Source organism: Legionella moravica DSM 19234, from assembly GCF_000423305.1.
Lineage (GTDB): Bacteria > Pseudomonadota > Gammaproteobacteria > Legionellales > Legionellaceae > Legionella > Legionella moravica.
The window spans coordinates 125,359-142,403 of the sequence record NZ_AUHS01000008.1 but is presented as its reverse complement, the minus strand read 5'-3'; the positions used below and the strand labels follow the sequence as shown (position 1 = coordinate 142,403).

Below are 17,045 nucleotides of genomic sequence, written 5' to 3'. Positions count from 1 at the left end.
ACACGGCTGTCCCATTGTTAATGGGACAGCCGTGGCGAATTCTAAGAATGTTGGCACTAAACCATAATAAGGAGTACAATTTAGTCTTTTTGCCAACCTTTGACTGACTAATCAATGAAAAATAATGCCCCAGTTAAAACCCGCCTTTTATATAGACGTCTATTATCGTACGTGAAACCTTTCTGGCCGGTGCTGCTCCTGGGGATTTTTGCCAATATTTTTTATTCGGGTATTGATGCTACGTTTACCTACATGACCAAACCTTTTCTTGATAAAGGATTCATCAATATCGATATGAGTTTTGTGAAAAAAATCCCGCTTATTGTTTTAATTGGTATTACTTTGAGGGGAGTGGTCAGTTCATTGGGCAGTTATTGTATGACCTGGGTAGCCCGCTCAGTTGTTAAAGTACTGAGACAAAAAGTATTTGCTCATATTGTGCATCTTCCTGCTGATTTTTATGATGAGGCCACTTCGGGGCAAATGCTTTCTAAAATCCTTTATGACGTAGAGCAGGTCGCGCAAGTCAGTGCGGATGCCTTAACGGATTTTGTCCAAAATTCCTGTTTGGTCATTGGACTCCTTACCGTCATGATGGTTATTTGCTGGCAATTATCACTGATGTTTTTATTAACAATCCCCTTTGTCGGAATCATTGTAAATTATACCAACAAACGAGTTAGACGAATCAGTCATCGAGTTCAACAAACCATGGGAGAAGTTACGGAAATTGCGAGTGAGGCGATTGAAGGATATCGAGTTGTCCGTATTTTTGGGGGTGACGAGTACGAAGCAGGAAAGTTTAATACCGCAACGGAACATTCCCGAATAAATGACATGAAAGTTGCTGTAAGCAAGGCGGTTAACGTCTCGGGAGTGCAATGTGTTATTGCAATAGGAATAGCTATGATAATCATGGCGGCTATTCAATTATCAACTGTAATTACCGTCAGCGCGGGTTCTTTTTTAGCAATTATTGCTGCTATGCTGCAATTGATTAAACCTATGAAAACGTTAACCACACTCAATGCTACCATTCAAAGAGGTTTGGCTGGGGCTGAAAGTGTATTTAATCTGCTTGATTTACCTGTCGAGTCAACACAGGGTATTGACTTGACTCATAAAGCCTCTGGGGAAATTCAGTTTAAACAGGTATCTTATGCCTACAGGGAGGGACATAAGGTATTGCATGATGTGAGTTTTACAATAGAGGCGGGTAGTTGTGTCGCTCTTGTTGGACATTCGGGTAGTGGTAAAACTACGATTGCCAGTTTATTGCCACGTTTTTATGAAGTATCCGAAGGCGAGATCACTCTTGATGGCATTCCAATTAATCAACTCAGTTTAAAAAGTCTGAGAGAACAAATGGCTTTGGTCAGTCAACACGTCACTCTTTTTAATGACAGTTTGGCGAATAATATAGCTTACGGCCGCAGGGATGTAAGTCGTCAGCAGATTATTAATGCCGCAAAATTAGCTTATGCCGATGAATTTATTTCAAAATTACCCCAAGGATACGATACGCGAGTTGGTGAAAATGGCGTTTTATTGTCTGGTGGTCAACGGCAAAGAATAGCCATAGCTCGGGCCATTTTAAAAGATGCGCCTATTTTGATTCTTGATGAGGCTACCTCTGCTTTGGATAGTGAATCAGAACGTTACATACAAGCTGCTTTGGAACGAGTCATGCAAAATCGGACCACCTTGGTTATTGCGCATCGATTATCGACCATTAAGCATGCTAACAAGATTGTGGTTATGCAGCAGGGGCATCTGGTCGAACAAGGTGCTCATCAAGAGTTGCTGCAATTAAATGGGCATTATGCCAAGTTGTATAAAGTGCAACAATTAGGGATGGTTCAAGAGGAAGCGTTTAGCTGATGACTCTTTTTATCGAGAAGTTATGGTATGGAAATCATCCTCTCAGATGGACTTTGTTACCCTTATCCTGGTGTTATCGTCTTATAACGGCGATCCGACGCAAATATCTGGAATCCTTTTGCCAGCGAACTGTTTCGGTTCCTATTATTGTCGTGGGTAATTTATCGGTAGGTGGTGTAGGAAAAACCCCATTGGTTATCGCTTTGGCTCAGAGAATGCACCAAAAGGGACTACGTGTTGGAATAGTCAGTCGTGGTTATGGTGCCAAACCCCAATACGTCCCTTATGAAATACAGATGGATGATTCTGCAGAACAGGTCGGTGATGAACCTTTAATGATAGCACGCAAGACAAATTGTCCTGTCGTTATTGCGCCCAATCGCATGGACGCTGTTCACTATCTGTTGGATAGACATAAGGTACAAATGATTATTAGCGATGATGGACTGCAGCATTATCGAATGGGACGCGCCATAGAAATTGCCGTAATTGATGGCGTTCGTGGTTTGGGAAATGGATTATTACTGCCAGCAGGACCACTGAGAGAATCAGCAGCACGATTACAGGAAGTGGATTTTATTATTGTGAATGAAGGCGTTCGGGAACATGCCTATACCATGCGCTTAATCCCAGGAAAAATAATTAAGTTATCTACAGGGGAAGAGATGGATTATGATGCTTTTAAAAAGGCAGATGTAGCTGCTGTTGCTGCGATTGGAAATCCACAACGTTTTTATTCCACTTTAACCCATTTAGGGATAGAATTTAAACCTTATTCTTATCCGGATCATTATCAATTTGAGCCCAATGATTTTAATCATCCAGAATCTCATATTATTATGACGGAAAAGGATGCCGTGAAATGTTGCTCCTTTCATTCCGACAAGATGTATTATTTACCAGTTGAAGCAACATTGAATGAGGCCTTTTGGGACGCATTATGGACGCACAAATTATTAAAAGGTTATTGCTAATATGATATCAGTACGTATTTGGATTCTTTTATTTTCATTGATTACCGTGCTCAGCAGTACAGTATGTGCAGCGGATGTAGATTCAGAAGAAGCAAGCGAGATACTGCAACCTGTTGAACCGTTGGTTGGTAGCTGGACTTTTTCAGGAATGGTGACCAATGAAAGCGGAGATCGCTACGGTTATTTTTTTCAGATTCAAAGACAAGGCACTGATTTTCATACAAAAACAGCATTAATTGACGGCCAAACGAATAAACTGGTTCTTTTTTATGAAGGTAATGAGCAAATTGAACATTCAACTCAGTTGAACTGGCAAGTTGGTCGTTCTTTTATTCGCTATAATCCCATTAATGACAGTTGGATCTTTGGTGTGAAGGCAGAAGAGGGTAAAGGCTTTAATTTTAAAGTAGATATGTTAAAGCAGGCTAGTGAAACCAAAGAAACTCTAATTTTAAGGCCGGGTGTGGAGTTACAAGCGTTACAAACCAGTCAATTAAACGGTCATATTCAAACTGGAACTGAAAATAAAGAGCAGTTTGTTACGGGAAATAATGCCTGGTTTGGTAAATTGTGGTTTAGTAAGGAGCAAAACTCCTCTCATGACATCAGTACCACATTTTGTAGATTAAGTGATGATAACGGATTTTATTCAGCCAATCTCAAAGAAGCAGATGCTACTGGTGCCGCTGTTGCTGGATGGCGTGATCCAGCTGGCAACAAGGTAAAGATGTCACAATTCCTTTCGATTAAATCGATTGATCCAAATCAGTGTTTGCTGAGTTTAGGGCTTCCTAAAATTAGTTTAAGAGTTTTGAATACACTAAATACTGCAGAACATAGCGCAGTGAAGCCTCCATTATCAGTAGCTGGTTTTTCTAAAGATAATCCTAAAGGATTTTGTTTTATCACAGAACAATCGTTTACACAGGTCAAGGATGCCGCTATTACTGCAGTCTCAGCTACGGCATAGGTTTTTCTGGAAGGAAGTTTGCCAGGAGGCTTGCCAGGACTAATGAAGCTGGAATGATCAACAATGCCTGTTGGTAATCGCCGAGAGTATAGACTCCAGGCTGGTTAGAGAACGCATCAAGTAAGTAGCCAATAAGTGGTTGTAAAAGCGGGGCTGAGAGCATGGCAAGAGTATTAGTAAATCCAGTACAGGTCGACAGGGATTCTGTTGGAGCTAACTCGTTTGCAATAGAATAGGCAAGCATGTACGCCCCACAACATAGACCTATTGAAAACAGCAGTGCGCCTATTAATAACAGGTTGTGCGTTGGCAGGTACAGCGCTAGCAGCACCAGTAGTGCGGTAGATAAGCAGGATGCATGGATTAGCGGTTTGCGTTTAATAAAATAAATGGAAAGCTGACCAAATACAGGACAACTTAACCCTGCTCCCAGAAGTATCATTGAAGTGAGTATGCTGGCGGTCTTAATGCTGCAGTTCAGCTTTAGCTCGAGGAAGGGTACAGCCCATAATGCTCCGAAGACGGTTATTACCGAGAACTCCAGGCACACAAAGATGCCATTAATCCAGGCCCGCTTATTTTTTAAAATAAGAATTAACTGGGTTTTATAATCATGCTTTATTTGAGCTTCCGGTTTATGGCTGGGGATGAATTTGTAACTCAATGCAGTAATGAGAAGGCCTAAAACACCTGCTCCTGTAATAAAGTATCGCCATCCCAGACCGCTTATTAAAGTGCCCATTCCTATCATGCCAAAGACCGTTACAGTAAACCCAAGTGTTTCAGATAAACCGATCATAAAGGCATATTGCCTTAGTGGATAATGTTGGCGTAGCAAATGAGAAAGGCCAACAAAGGCAAAGGATGACCCCGCTCCAATAATCAATCGTCCTAAAAATAAATAGGGTAGGGACTGTCCAGAAGCAAAAATAAAACAGCCAAGTGCACATAATGCCGCATTAAAGGTTAGCAGAGTTCTCGTATTGTATCGGTCAAACAGTAATCCAACAGGGATTTGAAAAGAAGTATAGACGTAATAAAATGAACTGCTCAATAGACCTGCTGTAAGTGCTGAAATATTGTATTCGTACATAATCGCACCGACAATTATTCCAGACGATAACTGTAGAAAGAATTGAAACAGTAAAAAAAATACCCCTACCAGCCAGATGATGGTTCTGGGTGCTTGATGTTGAGTTGAATGAGTCAAATTAGCCAATTTTATTAAAAAAAACAGCGACTATATAGGATATGCCGGTGAGTGTAAATTTTTTTTATGTGTGTTTCGTGGGGCAGAAGGATTCTACTAACGATTAATAGTTCAAAACTACAAGGTACAAAGACAGTTTAATTCAGAAGGCAACCATTGATAGATAGCAATGAATATTTTTACTATAATCATAGGCAGTGTTTATCGTTAAGGTGTTCTATGAATATCAGGGATTTGCATTATTTTGTTGTTTTAGCAGAGGTAAAGCATTTTGGTGATGCAGCTAAAAAATGCTTCGTTAGTCAACCCACTTTAAGCATGCAAATCAAAAAACTGGAAGACTCGCTTGGTGTTACATTATTTGAGCGAACCAACAAACAAGTCTTGTTAACGGAGCAGGGCGATGCATTGTTGTCCAGAGTAAAAAAGATACTCATGTTGATTGATGAGATGAAGGACGTCGCTCGACATTTGCATGATCCCTTTGCTGGTAATTTACGCATGGGAGTGATACCCACTGTTGCACCTTATCTCTTGCCTCGGGTTATGCCTGCAATTAAGGCTCAGTTTCCTGAATTAAAAATCTGGTTGATAGAAGATCAAACTCAGCGTTTAGTTGATCAATTAGAACATGGCGAAATTGATGTGGCCATTATGGCTTATCCTGTTGAAGGAAAGTTCACCAGTTACACTTTATTTGAAGAAGAGTTCTATTTCGTTTGTGATGAGTCTAATGATTTGGCTAAATCGAGTTCGATTTCTATTGCACAATTAGTTAATCAGCCCATGATGTTACTTGAAGAGGGGCATTGTTTGCGGGAGCAAGCTATGGCTGTTTGTAAAATGGCCAAGACTCAAGATATTGCCGATTTTAGGGCTACAAGTCTTGAGACTCTGCGATTAATGGTGCAATCAGGAATGGGCGTGACTTTACTTCCTGCTTTGTCATTAATAGCAGATCCATCTCAGAGATTAAAGTATATTCCCTTTGAAGCTCCTGCACCTGCTCGGACTTTGGCATTATTTTGGAGAAGCGGAACTCCTAAACTCAAATGCCTTGAAGCAATTGGAGAACAGATTTCCGGTTTGATCACGCCACAATTGAGCCTGGTTTAAGCGATTTTATGAATTTTGATCAGCATTCCAACGCGGGGATGATCAAGATAATACACTTCACTTCCCTTTAATCTTTGTTTTTGTGCGATGGTCAGGGATGATTGTGGATTATTGGACGGCGAGAAATGTATGTCTGTATCTAATAAATAATAATTGCTTTGTTTTACTCTTATGGTTCCTTGTACTATCCAGCCGTTATGGTTTAATTCAGGTAAAGCAACAGAGCTTTGATTTTTTGCTGGCTGCCTCCAGGAATAGTGGCCTAATACCTGATACCGAGATTTATGGCTGAGCAGATAATATTCATTCTTTAATCCTGATTGAGAAGGTGAAAGCAAACTATAGGAACTAATGGTTTTACCCGTATTTTTTTTTAGGGGGATCGCATTGTGACTCACTGGTATTAACGGTGAGCTTGAATCCAATTCGCTGTGTGTTGAGCCATTTTCAGGGTGGGTAAAGAGGATAAGATCGATCTGAACGCTTGATTGAGCGAGTGTGAAACCGGAATATAAGAGATTGATTGTTATTATTAAAAATCTGAGCATTGTCGTGCCATTTGATGTTTTTGATTATTATACCTGTCTGAAGAAAATAATACATCGTTGTACCAGGAGATTCCTTTGAACATGAAAAAAAAATCTGTCATGCCCGCGCAGGCGGGCAACCATTTATGATTCATCACGGAAGCAAGGCATATGGAACTCTTTATACTGGCTTGACCAGCAACCGGATACAGCGAGTATATCAACACAAGGAAGAATTGAACGAAGGTTTTACAAAAAGATACACTGTTCATCGTTTAGTTTATTATGAAATTTACTCTGATGTTTAGCTAGCAATAACCAGAGAAAAACGTATCAAAAAAAGGAACCGACCATGGAAAATAAACCTGATTGAACAAAACAATCCTCAGTGGATCGACTTGGGCATTGGCTTATTTTGATGGATGGTTGCCCGCCTGAGCGGGCATGACAGATTTCTTTTGTCATGTACAAAGCGGAGTTTCATTCATTTTCTGTGATATAAGGGTGATTGACAATTCAGCACAGTAACTCCAGCTTAGTGATATGTTGAAGTCGGAATTGTCAATAGCCCCTAATGAACTCCTCTTGGGCAAATACTATTCAACAACAATATTCGGAAATTTGTCGGCATAATTGATTGGTTTTTTTGACAGTTCAATAGCACTGTTTAAGGCGGTTTTTATAAATGCATCAGTCAACTTATTTCGTGGTTGAGTCGCGATTGGCATGCCTTCATCGCATTGCTTTCTAATCTCGCTATCTAAAGGAAGTTGTCCTAACAGCTTACTGTGATTGGCTTCACAAATGGCTTTTGCTCCTCCCTCACCAAATATGGCCTCCTGATGTCCACATTGGCTGCAAATATGGGTTGCCATATTTTCGATAACGCCTAACACATCAATTCCTGTTTTGGAGAACATGGTAATTGCTTTTTGCGCATCTAAAGTGGCTACATTTTGAGGTGTTGTTACCACTAGAGCAGCAGTTAAAGGGATTTTTTGTACTAAGGTGAGCTGAATATCACCAGTTCCTGGTGGTAAATCAATAAACAGATAATCCAGTTCATCCCAAAGTGTAATATCGAGCATTTGGATTAATGATTTAGCGAGCATTGGACCGCGCCAAATCAGTGCCTGATCCATGTCCGTTATGTAACCAATGGACATGGCCTGTAACCCATGTGCCTGGATGGGCAAATAATGGTCCCCTCTGATTTGAACCGGTTCGCACGGACCCAGCATCAGCGGTATACTTGGCCCATAAATATCAGCGTCCAGAATACCTACTCTGGCTCCTGCGCGAGCCAAGGCTGCGGCAAGATTCACTGTCACGGTTGATTTGCCAACCCCTCCTTTTCCTGAAGCGACGGCAATTGTATTTTTTACTCCCCTTAATCCTTTGCCAACCATTTGAGTTTTATGAGCTCTGATGAACTGGGTTATTTTTAAGGTGATTTTGTGATGTGGAAAATGCGTGTTTAGTGCTGTCAACGCGGGTTCTTTAAATGTCTCTTCTAAAATCAAACAAGGGAAACCTGTTTTGACTGTGATCTCAATTGAATCTGAAGAAGTAGCCAGGCTGTACTGCATATTCATTTCTTTACCATTGAGACCAAGCAACGGGTCTTGAAGGTTATCCAAAACGTTTCTTATTGTTTGTTCAACTGTCATTTATTAAACCCTGATGAATACAAAAACAGGATGATAACGCAGGATTTACTGAATCACTAGTAGTCTTTCAAGGGGGCACATCACATTAAGGAACTCTCATATTGTTCATGGAGTGATCCATTTTAAATTCTATTATGAATTTGCCACGGGTTCGTATTGCCAATGAATCCAATGATTGTTGGTTAGATAGTACAGGCCGCAATGGATGGGAAGCATGTAGCTGCTAGATAAATGATACGCGTATTCATTCAGCTGTTGTTGATGTTGGGTTAATGAAGGTTCATCTTCTTTTCCTGTTTTGAAATCGATGATCCACAGATTCGATTGCTCAACAAAAATTCGGTCAATAATTCGGGTCACCAAACGGTTTTGATGTTCCACCAATAATTCGTATTCATTCTGTTCTTCATCATGCCGGGCTATAATCCATGAACCTGTTTCATCCTGAAACAATTGAGTGATCTGGGTTTTGATAACCGATAAAGCGGATAACTGAGCCTCTTCTTCAAATCCTAATTGTTTCAATTCGCGTTGTGCCAGATTCCATGGAACATGATCTATGTTTTGCGGGTGATGGTCACAAATCCATTGCAACATTTGGTGAACTACGATTCCCGTCAGTCTTGGTATTCCCGTTACAAGTTCTTTGGGTGGGGGATTTGTAGGACTAATGGATTCAAAATTGGATTTTTGATAGCAGTTTAATGGAAGCTTTACTAATTCAGGCGCAGAATATTCCGGTTTGTCGGGGCGCTCTTCTTCCTGGCATGTATTAAACTCCTGATTTTTAAGCAAGCTACGAAATGAAGACTTTGATGTTTTCGATGAACTATCAAATAAATACAATCGGGATTTGGCTCTCGTTACGGCAACATACAGAACTCGTTGTGCCTCATATTGATTTTTTGCCTCATCCAGTTGGTTTAGATAGTCGTATAAAGGACAATGTTCCTGATGTGCTGCCTTGATGGGAGAGACCAGTAAGAGATCGTTTTGATGTTCGGTTGGCAGTTTAAGCCAGCGCAACATGGGTTGATCCACTCGTTTCAGTTGAGTACCTAATCCAGGCAAAATAACGGTATCAAATTCCAATCCCTTGGATTTGTGGATGGTCATGACGTGTAATTGTGATGGGGTAGTCTGCTGTGAATAGAGTTTTTTGAATTCCAGGAAAAATTCTTCTATATCAGGTAAACGACCTTTTTGTTCATAACGATCAATTAAAATCCAAAATTGTTCCAGATCATTTAATTGGCTTTGGCTCAAAATTTTATCAATAAAAAGATAGGTCAGTGTTTTCCTCACCCATTCCGAAAGGGTGAACTGATAACGATGAGCGAGTGATTGATGCATCACCTGAGTAAAATACCGGGCGCGAATTGTTCCCTCATCACTTAAACCATGTATTTTATCTAATTGTAATAAGGCGCTATAAACAGATTTCTTGATGTTATATTGAGCGATCAAATGAATATCACTCAAAGACAAGCCACAATAGGGGCCATGAAGCACTGAAAGCCATGCCAGGCGGTCCGCTGGATTTAATAAGGCTTGAGTCAAAGACCAGGCATCTCGTAAATGAACCAGATTGGTTAACAAATCAATGTCCGTACCTTGATAGGGTATTTTGTATTGACGAAGCAAATTCATAATATCGGTTAATTGCGTGCGTGAACGGACTAAAATAGCAACACTTTCATCCGGGTTTGTTTTTAATTCATTTTGAATAACCTGAATCATTAGCGAAGCTTCGTGCTCTCTGTGTTCACATTGCATGGCATGGATTGCGCTTGATGCATCATTGCCTAGTACATTTACCGACGGATGAAAAGAAACAGCTCCCGATTCGATATCAATTTGCTGAGGAAATATTTTGGAGAACTGGCTGTTTACCCAGTTCACTATAGGTGCGCTGGATCGAAAATTACAGCTTAGTTCCAGAGACTCCAAAGATACTGGTCCAATACCTTGTTCTTTTGCACGGTAAAATAAGCCGACCTCAGCCTGACGAAAGCGGTAGATTGATTGCATGGGATCACCTACGAGAAATAAGGTTTTACCATCATCAGGAAGCCAGCCCTGAACCAATCGGGTAATCAGCTCAAACTGAGATAGAGAGGTATCCTGGAATTCATCGATTAACAGATGATGAATTGCATTGTCCAGGTATAAAGCCAAGTCAGTTGGATTATCCGCTTCACCTAATGCCGTTATTGCCTGGTGTGAAATAGTTGTAAAATCGACCTCATTCTGTTCACTGAACAATACTTGAAGATAACCGGCCAGGAGAGGCAATAAGACAAATAATGCCTGAAGAACTTCCCATTGTTCAGGGTCATATTCTGGATTGGGTACATTTCTGACTTGTAACAGCGCGTCCAGGAAATCAGGATATTCTTTTAGTGCAGCAAGAAGCTCAGAGCTTTCCATTTTTAATCTTTTGTAGTCTTCCGCGCTATAGTACTGCTTTAAAAATCCAACATGATGATCAAAGCTGTTGCGAATCGAAAGGGAGCTATCCAGAATCAATTGACACAGTGCAGCACATATATCCGGACTGGATTGTTGAAAGTCATACCAGTCCCTAAGAACAAAACGGGGCGAATCCGGATTATTTTCAGCTGAAGCCACAGTGCGTGCAAGCGCTATTAATCGCTCTGACAGAGTGAAGGGCAGACTATCTCTAAAGCGAGATAATTCATGTTGTTCTATGAATCGTAAGGCATCTTCAAAAGCCGATTTATCTTGCGCGCGGGCTTGAAATAACGGGGTAAGCCATTGGTCTCTTTGTCCTAAAAGTGATTTAAATAATTCAATCAGTCGCTCTTGTCTGTTATCTACATGAATTAATAAGGTTTTAATTGATTGCTGATACTCCGGAGTCTCCATGGCAAACTGTATGCAATTCCGAGCGGCCTTAAGATAATACCGTTCGGGAGTATCCGTGATTTGAGCGTAGGCAATTTGCTTTTCCAATAGAGGTATTGCCTGATTAATACTTTGGCATAACGAATCTATAGTAATTATTTTTAAACGATTGGGTTGTTCAAGCAAATCCCAATTGAATTGGTTGCTACGGATTAAGGCCTCATGTGCATAATTCAGCGTAAGCTGTTGATGTGGACTTGTAGCCGATTTATTTAAAGCCGCTTGCTGCAATGCGAGGATTATCCTTTCACGCATTTCAGTAGCTGCTTTACGGGTAAACGTTAACGCAACGATTTGTTCTGGAGAGTTAACCGTGCTTAAAAGCCTCAGATAGCGCTGGGTCAGTATTTCAGTTTTACCGGACCCAGCAGGAGCCTGTACAATAAACGAGGTACGAGGATCGGTGGCTCTGTTCCTTTGTTCGCTATCAACAAGCGTCATGCCTTTATTCCAGAACAATTTCCTGAGCAGGTGGTCTTAAATTATAATGAGAACTCATGCAGTGGCCATAGGCGCCTGTATTGGCTATCAATAATACATCACCTTCTGTGGTGACTGGTAATAGACGGTCATAACCAAGAGTGTCCCCGGATTCGCATATGGGGCCTACAATGTGTGAAAACCCTGCTTTTTCTTCATAAAGGCGCGTTAAATTAACGATCTCGTGATAGGCACCATACAATGAAGGTCTAATCAATGAGTTCATTCCAGTTTCTATGCCAATGAATTTAACTTTTCCTTTTTCTTTGCATTGAGTGACTTTTGCAAGAATAACTCCGCTTTCGGCGACAAAGAAACGACCTGGTTCTAACCAGAGTTGCAGCTCTGGGTATCGAGATTTTACAGCCAGTAACGAAGCATCAAGAGCTGTAAAGTCAATTGGATTTTGACCTGGTTTTTCGACAATACCTAAACCGCCACCTAAATTAATGGTTCGAACATGAGGAAACTGCTCGGTTAATGAGGCGAGCATTAATGCAGTTTGTTGCCACAAGTCGGGGGTTAGAATTCCGCTTCCGGAATGAGCGTGAAGTCCTATGACCTTTATATTATGCTTTTTCGTCAAGGAAATGATGTGTCCAACATCATTTTGGGTGATGCCAAATTTAGATTCATTTCCTCCTGTTGAAACATGTTTGTGGTGGCCAGCCCCAGCTCCCGGATCGATTCGAACGATTACTTCACGATTTTTAAATAATTCCGGCCAATGTTCAAAAGGATATAAACTGTCAATGGTGACGTAGCAACCCACTGAAAGAGCAAACTCATATTCAGCTTTTGGTGCAAAGTTTGGAGTAAATAATATTCTTTCTTTATTGATATTTGGGAATAAATTCAGTACCAATTCAAGCTCTTGAATGGAGACACATTCAAAGCCTACTCCTTCTTTTTCCAGGGTTTTTAAGATAGAGGGATAGGGGTTTGCCTTGATGGCATAAAATAATTTATCAATTGATTGTAGATCAAGTAACTGTCTCGCTCGATTTGCCTGAGTAGGGCTATGATAAACGTAGCAGGGGGAATGTGCAGCGCTCGCTGATAACAAACGGTCACGTTCAGACTCCCACCATGGAGTGGGTCGTACATTCGGCTTGCCAAACTCTTCGTGCCAGCTTTTGGAGTAATAAAATATTTGTGGATTGCTTTCTATCAACAAATGATGCAGTTTTTGGCAGAGTTTGTCTGCTTGTGATTCATCTACCACAAAAGTCAGGTTTAAATCATTCGATGCCAGGGACATGAGATAGACTTGTTTGGAATCAAATACTTCCAGTGCAGATCCCAGATGAGGTAATACGGTTCGAATATGATGACCTACAAGACTGACTGCGCTGCAAGGTTCAATCAATTTGGCACGGCCAAACTCATTTAACTCAGACAGAAGGGCATTAATCGCCGGTCTGTCGTACATTTTTGCATTATTATCAAGAGACAGGGTGACGTTAAATTCAGAAGAAGACAGTAAATCAACTGAAAAACCATGCTTTTTGAACGCCGCAAATACATCCGCTAGGAATCCTACTTGCTGCCACATGTTAAGGGTGTCAATTGAAATCAGCAGGATGCTGTGCTTTACCTGGATCGATTTGATTAATGGTGCTGACTCATCAATGTCTTTGGTTATCCGGGTACCAGAATGTTCAGGAAGTTGAGTAAATTTAACAACCATCGGAATATTGGCTCGGCGGACTGGTGGTATGCAATTGGGATGAAGTACCTTTGCTCCCATGGAAGCAATTTCCTGCGCCTCATCGTAGTTTAGCTGTTTCAGTAAGCGGGCATGAGGTAATTGGTGAGGATTGGCTGTATAAATTCCTGGAACATCAGTCCATATTTCGCAGGATGCAGCATGTAATTTTCCAGCAAGCAACGCTGCTGATGTGTCTGATCCACCGCGTCCTAATAATACCGTTTCGCCATGAGCGTTCGAAGCAAAAAATCCTTGAGTAATTATTGCTTGCGCCCCACTGCTCAGAAATTTTTCAATTAAATCAGGATCGTATTCACTCTCGCAGCGAGCAGAAAGATAATTAACTGATTCTCCACCATGAACCGGAGTGGTGATGAGCAGTTCTCTGGCATCGTACCATTTATTATTGATACCTTGATTTTGTAAAAAAACATGCCCAAGTCGAGTCATCATTAGTTCGCCAAGGCTTAAAATTTGAGCATGTGTTTTGGCTGGTGCTTGCTTGAGCAATGCAATACCAGTTAACCATTGGTTTAATTGGTTTAATTCATCGCGAATTAGTTCCGGACTGACTTCCAGTTCATCTGCGAGTTTAAAGTGGCTGTTCTGAATATCTGCAAATATGCTGTGGTGTTCGTCCAGCAACGCTGCTTCAATCGCTTTCTCCAGCTTATTGGATATCTGTGTTAGTGCAGAGCAGACAATAACGGGCTGTACACCAGTCATTAAATGCTTTTTGGTAATAGCTGCAATATTATTCCAAGTGGCTCGTGATGAAACGCTAGTTCCACCAAATTTAGTGACGATGTGTTGCATGATTGTATTCCGCTCAAAAATAAAACACATTAACATGGAGTAAATGAGTTGTACAAGTATTTCAGTAAATTTGTAAGAATCGTTGGTGAGATATATTGCTCATCGTGGGTATTTTAAGGTCACTATGGTTTTATAGTTGTTACTTATTGAATATAAACATAAATATTTTAACTGAAACGTTTGAATTAGGAGTAAATTCATTTATTATCGAACTTGATTTAAATTTTAATAGCAATTCAAATTAACGAGTTTGGAGTGAACAATATGCACAAACCCCTAAGAACGCTGGTAAGCGCTTCAATACTTGGAGTTCTGGCGACAAACACCGTACATGCTGGTGGATTTTCTCTGTATACTGAAGGCAGCGCAGCTGCTACAGGTAACTTTGCTGCTGGTATTGCAGCTGAAGCAGGGGACGCATCCATTGGATGGTATAACCCAGCTGGTTTAGTACTTATTCGGAACCAGCAAGCAGTATTTGGTGGCGTTGGAGTATTCCCAACTGCCAAACTGAATGGCACCAGTACATTCCAAACTAATGGATTAAGAGACTACGTTCAGACGTTTAATGGTCTTGAAGGTGGTGAAAATGGTTTTGTACCTTCGTTCCATTATGCTAAACCAATAGGTGAAAATGCAACTATTGGTATCAGTATGGTTTCACCTTTTGGATTGGCTACCAGCTGGGACCCATTATCTGCTGTTCGATATCAAGCAACCTTCACTGAATTGATTACTACCAATATTTCGCCTGAAATTGGTGGACGATTGACAGAGAACTTTTCTATAGGTGGTGGTATTGATCTGCAGTATGCGCGAGTTAAGTTTAATCGTATGCTTGGCACACCTACCGTATATCAGGGTTTACCTGTAGCCGGACTAACACCTTATATTCTTGACTCTCAAAGCTATAATAAAGGTCAATCTTTTGGTGTTGGATTCCATGCTGGCGCAATGGCGATGTTTAATGATAACCATACACGCCTGGGTGTGAACTATCAATCCAAAGTAAGACACCATTTCCATGGTTACAGTATACTTGGCGGAAAGTTGGCTGATCCTACATTGTCACTTGCTAATCCTTTCGCTGCAAATGTCAATTCCATGTTCCGATCCAATGATTTGAACAGTAATGTGATTGATTTGCCGGATATTGTGACTGTGAGTGGATATCACGATGTTAATGAGACCATTGCATTATTGGCATCTGTTGTCTATACCAACTGGAGTACACTGCGCACAATTGAGCTGAATAATGTTGCTGCTCCTAATACAGCAGTAAATCCTGTTAGCCAAGTTAAAGTGAACAGTGTTTCTCCTCAAAACTATTCAGACACATGGCGTGCTTCAATTGGTGCTAACTACCATGTTAACCCCAATCTAATGCTGCGTGTTGGTGGTGGATATGATGCAACTCCTACAAATAATATAGATAGAGACGTTCGTTTACCAGATACTGATCGTTGGGCTCTGTCTGTTGGTGCTCATTATCAAGCTCGTCCTACTATCGGTGTGGATGTTGGTTATACTCATTTGTTTTCTGCGAAAGATCCTCAAATTAACCGCACAGATCACATTGGTACAACTTCATCCTTTAATGTTAATGCGGGCGGTAGTGCCGGTGCAGACCTTGTTGGTGCGCAATTGGTATGGACTATTGATCCAGCAGTTCCAGCTCCAACCAAATAATATTGGTTTTTGCCTAAAAAGCCATGCTGTGCATGGCTTTTTTATTTCTGTAAATTGTATTCATAAATACATTAATTGTTGCTGTACATCCTCAGAATGACACCTTATTTGTTGGATACCATTACGGTAACTCCCCACGTTATCTCGAGCGCAGCGAGAGATCTCCTTTCAGTGGCACAATCTCTAAGATGGCCTAGTGTGTACGTCGGAGCTGTTTTGTTACAACTTTGTTCTCTTTTCACTAAAATAGTTGGAACTATTAAGCATAATTGCACCAATTTAAAGCAAAAAACTATCTTTCGTAAAATTTTAAGCATGGTTGCTCTAAACTGAAAGATTCATATCATTCACAATGACTGCTTTATAGGCTTTTAAGTTTATTTGTAATGTAAAATACTGTCACAAAACAGCCCCGACGTACTCTGACGTGGTCAACCAAAATGTTACACCCCAGTTAAGCAACTTTCATCAAAAAATCGCTCTGTTTTTCAAATTGATTTGGGCTTAAATATCCAAAATATGAATGTAATCTGTGGCTGTTATAGAACATGGTGATGTAATTCAAAATGTCCTGTTGAGCTTCCCATCGGGTTTGATAATTTCGCCATTGAACTCGCTCTTGTTTTAAGCTGCCAAAGAAGCTTTCAACGACGCTGTTATCCCAGCAGTCGCCTTTTCTGCTCATGCTACCAATATATCCCTTGCTCTTTAATAAATTGCGGTATTGGTAACTAGCATATTAAACCACGTCAATCCATTAATTAAATACTCATATCATTATCAATATGATTTTATTATTCCTATACAGTATTTGTTTATTATCAACATGTCCTCATCTGAGAAATAAGTCATGCCCATATGAAATTGATTCTTTGAGTAATTTAAATACATAATAATATTCCCACTCGGACTAGTCCAAAAGCCATAGCTTTTGCCATCATCAAAAGATATTTTATATTTATCTTCAGAATTAATTTGTTTACCTTGATCGTCAATATGCAAGCACGAAAATTCATTATTATTTCTTACGCAGACAGAGCTAAATTCGCTACCAGGTTTTACTAGTATTGTGT

General features: G+C 40.5%; 11 protein-coding genes and 1 pseudogene. 6 read left to right on the top strand and 6 right to left on the bottom strand.

Annotated elements, in window-relative coordinates; translation table 11 throughout:
• Positions 1 to 114 precede the first annotated feature (114 nt).
• From msbA to G543_RS0102120, 3 genes are read left to right on the top strand one after another with little or no spacing between them, the layout of a single operon-like run.
• Positions 115 to 1,881: a lipid A export permease/ATP-binding protein MsbA gene (msbA, locus tag G543_RS0102130; protein ID WP_028383064.1), complete on the top strand. Its 1,767-nt coding sequence runs from the start codon at positions 115 to 117 to the stop codon at positions 1,879 to 1,881.
• On the top strand, positions 1,881 to 2,855 hold the full coding sequence (gene lpxK / locus G543_RS0102125; protein ID WP_028383063.1) for a tetraacyldisaccharide 4'-kinase: 975 nt from the start codon (positions 1,881 to 1,883) through the stop codon (positions 2,853 to 2,855). The genes msbA and lpxK overlap by 1 nt, the downstream gene beginning before the upstream one ends.
• 1 nt (position 2,856) lies before the next feature.
• Positions 2,857 to 3,825, top strand: coding sequence for a hypothetical protein (locus G543_RS0102120; RefSeq protein ID WP_028383062.1), 969 nt, complete (start codon positions 2,857 to 2,859; stop codon positions 3,823 to 3,825).
• On the opposite strand, the gene G543_RS0102115 is transcribed toward G543_RS0102120, so the two are convergent.
• Complete coding sequence (locus G543_RS0102115; protein ID WP_338011322.1) at positions 3,815 to 5,035, bottom strand: MFS transporter; 1,221 nt, start codon at positions 5,033 to 5,035, stop codon at positions 3,815 to 3,817. The genes G543_RS0102120 and G543_RS0102115 overlap by 11 nt on opposite strands.
• A gap of 219 nt (positions 5,036 to 5,254) precedes the next feature.
• On the opposite strand from G543_RS0102115, the gene G543_RS0102110 reads away from it, so the two are divergent.
• Complete coding sequence (locus tag G543_RS0102110; protein WP_028383060.1) at positions 5,255 to 6,151, top strand: LysR substrate-binding domain-containing protein; 897 nt, start codon at positions 5,255 to 5,257, stop codon at positions 6,149 to 6,151.
• On the opposite strand, the gene G543_RS0102105 is transcribed toward G543_RS0102110, so the two are convergent.
• A complete protein-coding gene (locus G543_RS0102105; RefSeq protein WP_028383059.1) occupies positions 6,148 to 6,699 on the bottom strand; it encodes a CsiV family protein in 552 nt (183 codons plus the stop codon). The two genes, G543_RS0102110 and G543_RS0102105, sit on opposite strands and share 4 nt — an antisense overlap.
• Before the next feature lie 125 nt (positions 6,700 to 6,824).
• Here G543_RS0102105 and G543_RS19520 point away from each other — a divergent pair, with 125 nt between their 5' ends.
• On the top strand, positions 6,825 to 6,986 hold the full coding sequence (locus tag G543_RS19520) for a GIY-YIG nuclease family protein (RefSeq protein WP_162145875.1): 162 nt from the start codon (positions 6,825 to 6,827) through the stop codon (positions 6,984 to 6,986).
• Positions 6,987 to 7,274: 288 nt separating this feature from the next.
• On the opposite strand, the gene apbC is transcribed toward G543_RS19520, so the two are convergent.
• The 3 genes from apbC to G543_RS0102080 form a co-directional block, all read right to left on the bottom strand.
• Positions 7,275 to 8,348 (bottom strand): iron-sulfur cluster carrier protein ApbC, encoded by a 1,074-nt coding sequence (gene apbC / locus G543_RS0102090; RefSeq protein WP_028383058.1) that lies wholly within the window; start codon positions 8,346 to 8,348, stop codon positions 7,275 to 7,277.
• A gap of 132 nt (positions 8,349 to 8,480) precedes the next feature.
• The gene (locus tag G543_RS0102085; protein ID WP_028383057.1) at positions 8,481 to 11,717 is read right to left on the bottom strand and encodes a UvrD-helicase domain-containing protein; all 3,237 of its coding nucleotides are present in this window, start codon (positions 11,715 to 11,717) and stop codon (positions 8,481 to 8,483) included.
• Positions 11,718 to 11,721: 4 nt separating this feature from the next.
• The gene (locus tag G543_RS0102080) at positions 11,722 to 14,283 is read right to left on the bottom strand and encodes a bifunctional aspartate kinase/diaminopimelate decarboxylase (RefSeq protein ID WP_028383056.1); all 2,562 of its coding nucleotides are present in this window, start codon (positions 14,281 to 14,283) and stop codon (positions 11,722 to 11,724) included.
• A gap of 255 nt (positions 14,284 to 14,538) precedes the next feature.
• On the opposite strand from G543_RS0102080, the gene G543_RS0102075 reads away from it, so the two are divergent.
• The gene (locus tag G543_RS0102075) at positions 14,539 to 15,972 is read left to right on the top strand and encodes an OmpP1/FadL family transporter (RefSeq protein WP_162145874.1); all 1,434 of its coding nucleotides are present in this window, start codon (positions 14,539 to 14,541) and stop codon (positions 15,970 to 15,972) included.
• Positions 15,973 to 16,426: 454 nt separating this feature from the next.
• Here the strand turns inward: G543_RS0102075 and G543_RS0102070 are convergent.
• Positions 16,427 to 16,711 (bottom strand): annotated as a pseudogene (locus G543_RS0102070) (IS3 family transposase); the annotation flags it as partial.
• Positions 16,712 to 17,045: the final 334 nt, after the last annotated feature.

Excerpts from the sequence above, each read along its gene's own strand:
- msbA (WP_028383064.1), top strand. The coding sequence starts at position 115 with ATGAAAAATAATGCCCCAGTTAAAACCCGCCTTTTATATAGACGTCTA.
- lpxK (WP_028383063.1), top strand. The coding sequence starts at position 1,881 with ATGACTCTTTTTATCGAGAAGTTATGGTATGGAAATCATCCTCTCAGA.
- G543_RS0102120 (WP_028383062.1), top strand. The coding sequence starts at position 2,857 with ATGATATCAGTACGTATTTGGATTCTTTTATTTTCATTGATTACCGTG.
- G543_RS0102110 (WP_028383060.1), top strand. The coding sequence starts at position 5,255 with ATGAATATCAGGGATTTGCATTATTTTGTTGTTTTAGCAGAGGTAAAG.
- G543_RS0102105 (WP_028383059.1), bottom strand. The coding sequence starts at position 6,699 with ATGCTCAGATTTTTAATAATAACAATCAATCTCTTATATTCCGGTTTC.
- G543_RS19520 (WP_162145875.1), top strand. The coding sequence starts at position 6,825 with ATGATTCATCACGGAAGCAAGGCATATGGAACTCTTTATACTGGCTTG.
- apbC (WP_028383058.1), bottom strand. The coding sequence starts at position 8,348 with ATGACAGTTGAACAAACAATAAGAAACGTTTTGGATAACCTTCAAGAC.
- G543_RS0102085 (WP_028383057.1), bottom strand. The coding sequence starts at position 11,717 with ATGACGCTTGTTGATAGCGAACAAAGGAACAGAGCCACCGATCCTCGT.
- G543_RS0102080 (WP_028383056.1), bottom strand. The coding sequence starts at position 14,283 with ATGCAACACATCGTCACTAAATTTGGTGGAACTAGCGTTTCATCACGA.